The 4,502-nt window shown below is 74.0% G+C and carries 2 protein-coding genes and 2 pseudogenes; 2 read left to right on the top strand and 2 right to left on the bottom strand.

Features of this window, described 5'->3' with window-relative positions:
* Positions 1-735, bottom strand: a pseudogene (locus BG452_RS23150) (sigma-70 family RNA polymerase sigma factor); the annotation flags it as partial.
* Between the two features lie 250 nt (positions 736-985).
* On the opposite strand from BG452_RS23150, the gene radA reads away from it, so the two are divergent.
* Positions 986-2,509 (top strand): DNA repair protein RadA, encoded by a 1,524-nt coding sequence (gene radA, locus BG452_RS23145; RefSeq protein WP_188306271.1) that lies wholly within the window; start codon positions 986-988, stop codon positions 2,507-2,509.
* A gap of 202 nt (positions 2,510-2,711) precedes the next feature.
* Positions 2,712-3,770, top strand: a complete 1,059-nt coding sequence (disA, locus tag BG452_RS23140) for a DNA integrity scanning diadenylate cyclase DisA (RefSeq protein WP_188306273.1) — start codon at positions 2,712-2,714, stop codon at positions 3,768-3,770.
* A 174-nt stretch (positions 3,771-3,944) separates the two neighbouring features.
* Here disA and BG452_RS23135 read toward each other — a convergent pair.
* A pseudogene (locus BG452_RS23135) lies at positions 3,945-4,502 on the bottom strand (hypothetical protein); the annotation flags it as partial.

Here is a 4,502-nt window from a genome sequence, read left to right as displayed (position 1 = left end):
ACCCACCGACGGGGGCGCCGCCAGCAGCGGCAGCCCCGACAGCCCCGCCGCACCCTCGGCCGCCTCCCCGGCGGCCACCCGCTCCGCCGTTCCCCGGCAGGTCGGGCACTCCACCACGTGCTGCACCAGCTCCCGCCGCAGCGCCGGGCCGAGCACCCAGTCCCGCCAGGACTCCGCCCCGGCCCCGCCCAGCCGGTCGAGCTCCGGGCAGCTGCCCACCCCGAGCACCAGCAGCGCCGCCCTGGTCCGGGCCACCTCGGCCTCGGCGGCAGCGAGCAGTGCGCGGGTCCGGTCGAACGGCAGGCCCACGACGGCCGCCACCTCCAGCGGGGTCAGCCGGTGCCGGACGGACAGCTCCAGCGCCTCGCGCTGCTCCGGGTCCGTACCGGCCGCCTCGGGCCAGGCGAGCGAGGCCAGCTCGCGTCGTCGCCGGATCGCCTCGGCCTCGGGCATCTGGTCGGGCCGGCCGGCCGCCCCCGGCCCGGTCCCGTCCGCCAGCCGCCGCAGGCAGCAGTACCGGGCCAGCGAGAACAGCCAGGCCCGCACCAGTCCGGGCTCGGCCAGCCGGGCGCCGTGCCGCCGGGCCAGCTCGCGGACCTCCCGCAGGGCGTCGGTGGCCGCGTCGTGTTCGCACAGCACCGAGAGGCAGTAGGTGAACAGGCCGTCCACCTGCCGCTCGTACGCCGCGAGTACGGCGTCCGGCGCCCCGACGGGCCCAACAGTTCGCGTTGTCACCCGTCCGACGGTAGGGACACCGGGCGGCCCGTCCCCGCCATTCACCGCGTATGTACTTCTTTCGGGTAACAACATCGCCCATCTGTGTGGGCGCCCGGCATCCTCAGCCGCGAAGCACGTCCTCGAACGGCCGAGCACAGCCGAGAACGGCCGAACACAGCAGAGCACAGCCGAACACAGCAGAGAACGGCCGAGCACGGCGAAGCGCAGCGGACCACCGCTGTCACACCCAGCCGCTACCGTGGGCCGCATGCCTCCGCGTTCCAAGACCACCGCCAAGCCGCGCCCGGCCTACCGCTGCACCGAGTGCGGCAACCAGCTGCCCAAGTGGGTCGGCCGCTGCCCGGAGTGCAACGCCTGGGGCACGGTCGAGGAGTACGGCGCGGTGCCGATCCGCACCACCGCGGCCGGCCCGGTCAGCGCGCCGGCCCGCCCGATCGCCCAGGTGGACGGCCAGGTCGCGACGGCCCGCTCGACGGGCGTGCCGGAGCTGGACCGGGTGCTCGGCGGCGGTCTGGTCCCCGGCGCGGTGGTGCTGCTGGCCGGTGAGCCCGGCGTCGGCAAGTCGACCCTGCTGCTGGACGTCGCGGCCAAGGCGGCCACCGCCCAGCACCGCACGCTCTACGTCACCGGCGAGGAGTCGGCCGGCCAGGTCCGGCTGCGCGCCGACCGGATCGACGCCCTCTCCGAGCACCTCTACCTCGCCGCCGAGCAGGACCTGGGCGCGGTGCTCGGGCACATCGATGCGGTCAACCCCGGGCTGCTGGTCCTGGACTCGGTGCAGACCATCGCCTCCGCCGAGCTGGACGGCGCCCCCGGCGGCCCGGCCCAGGTCCGCGAGGTGGCGGGCGCGCTGATCCGGGCGTCCAAGGACCGCGGCATGGCCACCCTGCTGGTCGGCCACGTCACCAAGGACGGCCAGATCGCCGGCCCGCGCCTGCTGGAGCACCTGGTGGACGTGGTGCTGAGCTTCGAGGGGGACCGGCACGCCCGGCTGCGGCTCATCCGCGGGGTCAAGAACCGCTACGGCGCCACCGACGAGGTGGGCTGCTTCGAGCTGCACGACGAGGGCATCGTCGGCCTCGCGGATCCGTCCGGCCTCTTCCTGACCAGGCGTGACAAGCCCGTCCCGGGCACCTGCCTCACCGTCACCCTGGAGGGCAAGCGCCCGCTGGTGGCCGAGGTGCAGGCGCTGATGGTGGATTCGCAGATCCCCTCCCCGCGGCGCACCACCTCGGGCCTGGAGTCGCCCCGGATCGCGATGATCCTGGCCGTGGTCGAGCGGCACGGCGGGGTGAAACTCGGCAAGCAGGACATCTACACCGCGACGGTCGGCGGGGTGAAGCTGACCGAGCCCTCCGCGGACCTCGCGGTCGCGCTCGCGGTGGCCAGCTCCTCCACCGACACCCCGCTGCCCAGCAACCTGGTGGCGATCGGCGAGGTCGGTCTGGCGGGCGAGGTGCGGCGGGTGACGGGTGTGCAGCGCCGGCTGGCCGAGGCGCACCGGCTGGGCTTCACCCACGCCCTGGTCCCGCCGGACCCGGGCAAGGTGCCGCCGGGCATGAAGGTGGTCGAGGTGGCCGACATCGGTGAGGCGCTGCGGGCCATCCCGGGCCGCCGCCGGGCCGCCGCCAAGCCCCGCGCCGAGGCCCGTACCGAGACGCGTGGTGAGGCTCCGTCGGCCCCGCCGGCGCCCCGCGCGCCCCGGGTCCCGGCGTACCCGGACGAGCTGATGGACGGCTGGGAGCCGCTCGACTCCGACGAAGTGCGCTGACCCAAGCCCTGCCGAAGCCGCACGCAGTTAGACTTCCCCCAGTCTCATTGGCCAGAAGGCAGTACCGAAGCGGTACTGAGCGACAGAGCAACAGACCGCGGACCGGCGCACGGCGCGAGGCGCGCGGCACGGGGTCGACCGGAGGAGTCACGTGGCAGCCAGCGACCGGGGGGCGGACAAGGCCTCCCGTGAGGAGGCCCTGCTGCGGGCCTCCCTCACCGCCATCGCGCCCGGTACCGCGCTTCGTGACGGCCTGGAACGGGTCCTGCGGGCCAACACCGGCGGCCTGATCGTGCTGGGTTTCGACAAGACCGTCGAGTCCCTGTGCACCGGCGGCTTCGTCCTGGACGTCGAGTTCAGCGCGACGCGGCTGCGCGAGCTGTGCAAGCTCGACGGCGCGGTGGTGCTGGACAAGGACATCACCAAGATCGTCAGGGCCGGCGTCCACCTGATGCCGGACTCCACCATCCCCACCGACGAGACCGGCACCCGCCACCGCACCGCCGAGCGGGTCAACCGGCAGACCGGCTATCCGGTGGTCGCGGTCTCGCACTCGATGCGGCTGATCGCCATGTACGTCAACGGCACCCGCCGGGTGCTGGAGGACTCCACCACCGTCCTCTCCCGCGCCAACCAGGCGCTGGCCACCCTGGAGCGCTACAAGCTGCGCCTGGACGAGGTGGCCGGCACGCTCTCCGCCCTGGAGATCGAGGACCTGGTGACGGTCCGGGACGTCACGGCCGTGGCCCAGCGCCTGGAGATGGTCCGGCTGATCGCCACCGAGATCGCCGGCTACGTGCTGGAGCTCGGCATCGACGGCCGGCTGCTCTCGCTCCAGCTGGACGAGCTGATCGCGGGCGTGGAGCCGGAGCGCGAACTGGTCGCCCGGGACTACTTCCCGGAGCGCGCCGCCAAGAAGGGCCGTACGGTCACCGAGGTGCTGGCCGACCTGGAGGCGCTCACCCACGCCGAGCTGCTGGACCTCCAGACGGTCGCCAAGGCGCTCGGCTACTCCGGCTCCCCGGAGTCCCTGGACTCCGCCGTCTCCCCGCGCGGCTACCGCCTGCTGGCGAAGATCCCGCGCCTGCCCAACACGGTGATAGAGCGCCTGGTCGAGCACTTCGGCGGGCTGCAGAAGCTGCTCGCCGCCAGCATCGACGACCTGCAGACGGTCGAGGGCGTCGGCGAGACCCGGGCCCGCTCGGTCCGCGAGGGCCTGTCCCGGCTTGCCGAATCGTCCATCCTGGAGCGCTACGTCTGATCTGACGCGCGGCAGCCCGCGGACGGCCCCCGGAGAAACGCTTCCCCGGGGGCCGGCCCGCGTCTCCGCCCCCCTGGGCTGCTCAGCACCACCTCACGCCCCCCGGACCTGCCCACACCACCGGAGCCCCCGACCGCGCGGCGGTCGGGGGCTCCGTACGAAGATGACGAGCGCTCAGTTGTCCAGCCGGATCGAGGTCCGGGCGGACACCTTGTCCCCGGAGAGCCCGGTGAGCTCGGCGAGCACCACGTACGTCCCGTTCGGCGGCGCGGTCTGGTCGGCGGTCGCGCACTGCGGCTTGCTGCGGCTGCGGTCCCAGGTGAAGGTCTCGGTCTGGCTGCCGTTGGCCGGGATCTGCACCCAGATGCTGCCCTTGTCGGGCGGGCAGTCGCCGGAGGACCAGACCCGGTCGTTGTTGCTGCCGCTGCTGACGGTGATCACCGAGGCGGTGCGGCCCAGGTCCACCCGGCAGTTGGCGCCGGAGGAGTTCTTGACCGTCAGCGCCAGCTTCGGCTTGTCCTTGGCCTGGTAGGAGTTCTGGCTGCCGGCCAGCTCCAGGGCGACCTGCGAGGAGGAGCAGACCGGAAGCGCCATCACCTCGGGGGTGTTCACCGCCGGGGCGCCGCCGCCCTGGCCGCCGGACGCACCGGTCGAGCCGCCCGAACCACCCGGCGCCGGGTTGCCACCGGCTCCGCCGGAGCCGCCCGAACCGCCCGAGCCACCGGCCCCGCC

This window comes from Streptomyces sp. CBMA123 (genome assembly GCF_014596465.1).
Lineage (GTDB): Bacteria > Actinomycetota > Actinomycetes > Streptomycetales > Streptomycetaceae > Kitasatospora.
Note: the sequence above shows the minus strand (reverse complement) of the source record. Positions and strands in the feature narration are given on the sequence as shown.

What these genes read in the sequence shown, in the direction of transcription:
- radA (WP_188306271.1), top strand. Translation starts at nt 986, where the DNA reads ATGCCTCCGCGTTCCAAGACCACCGCCAAGCCGCGCCCGGCCTACCGC.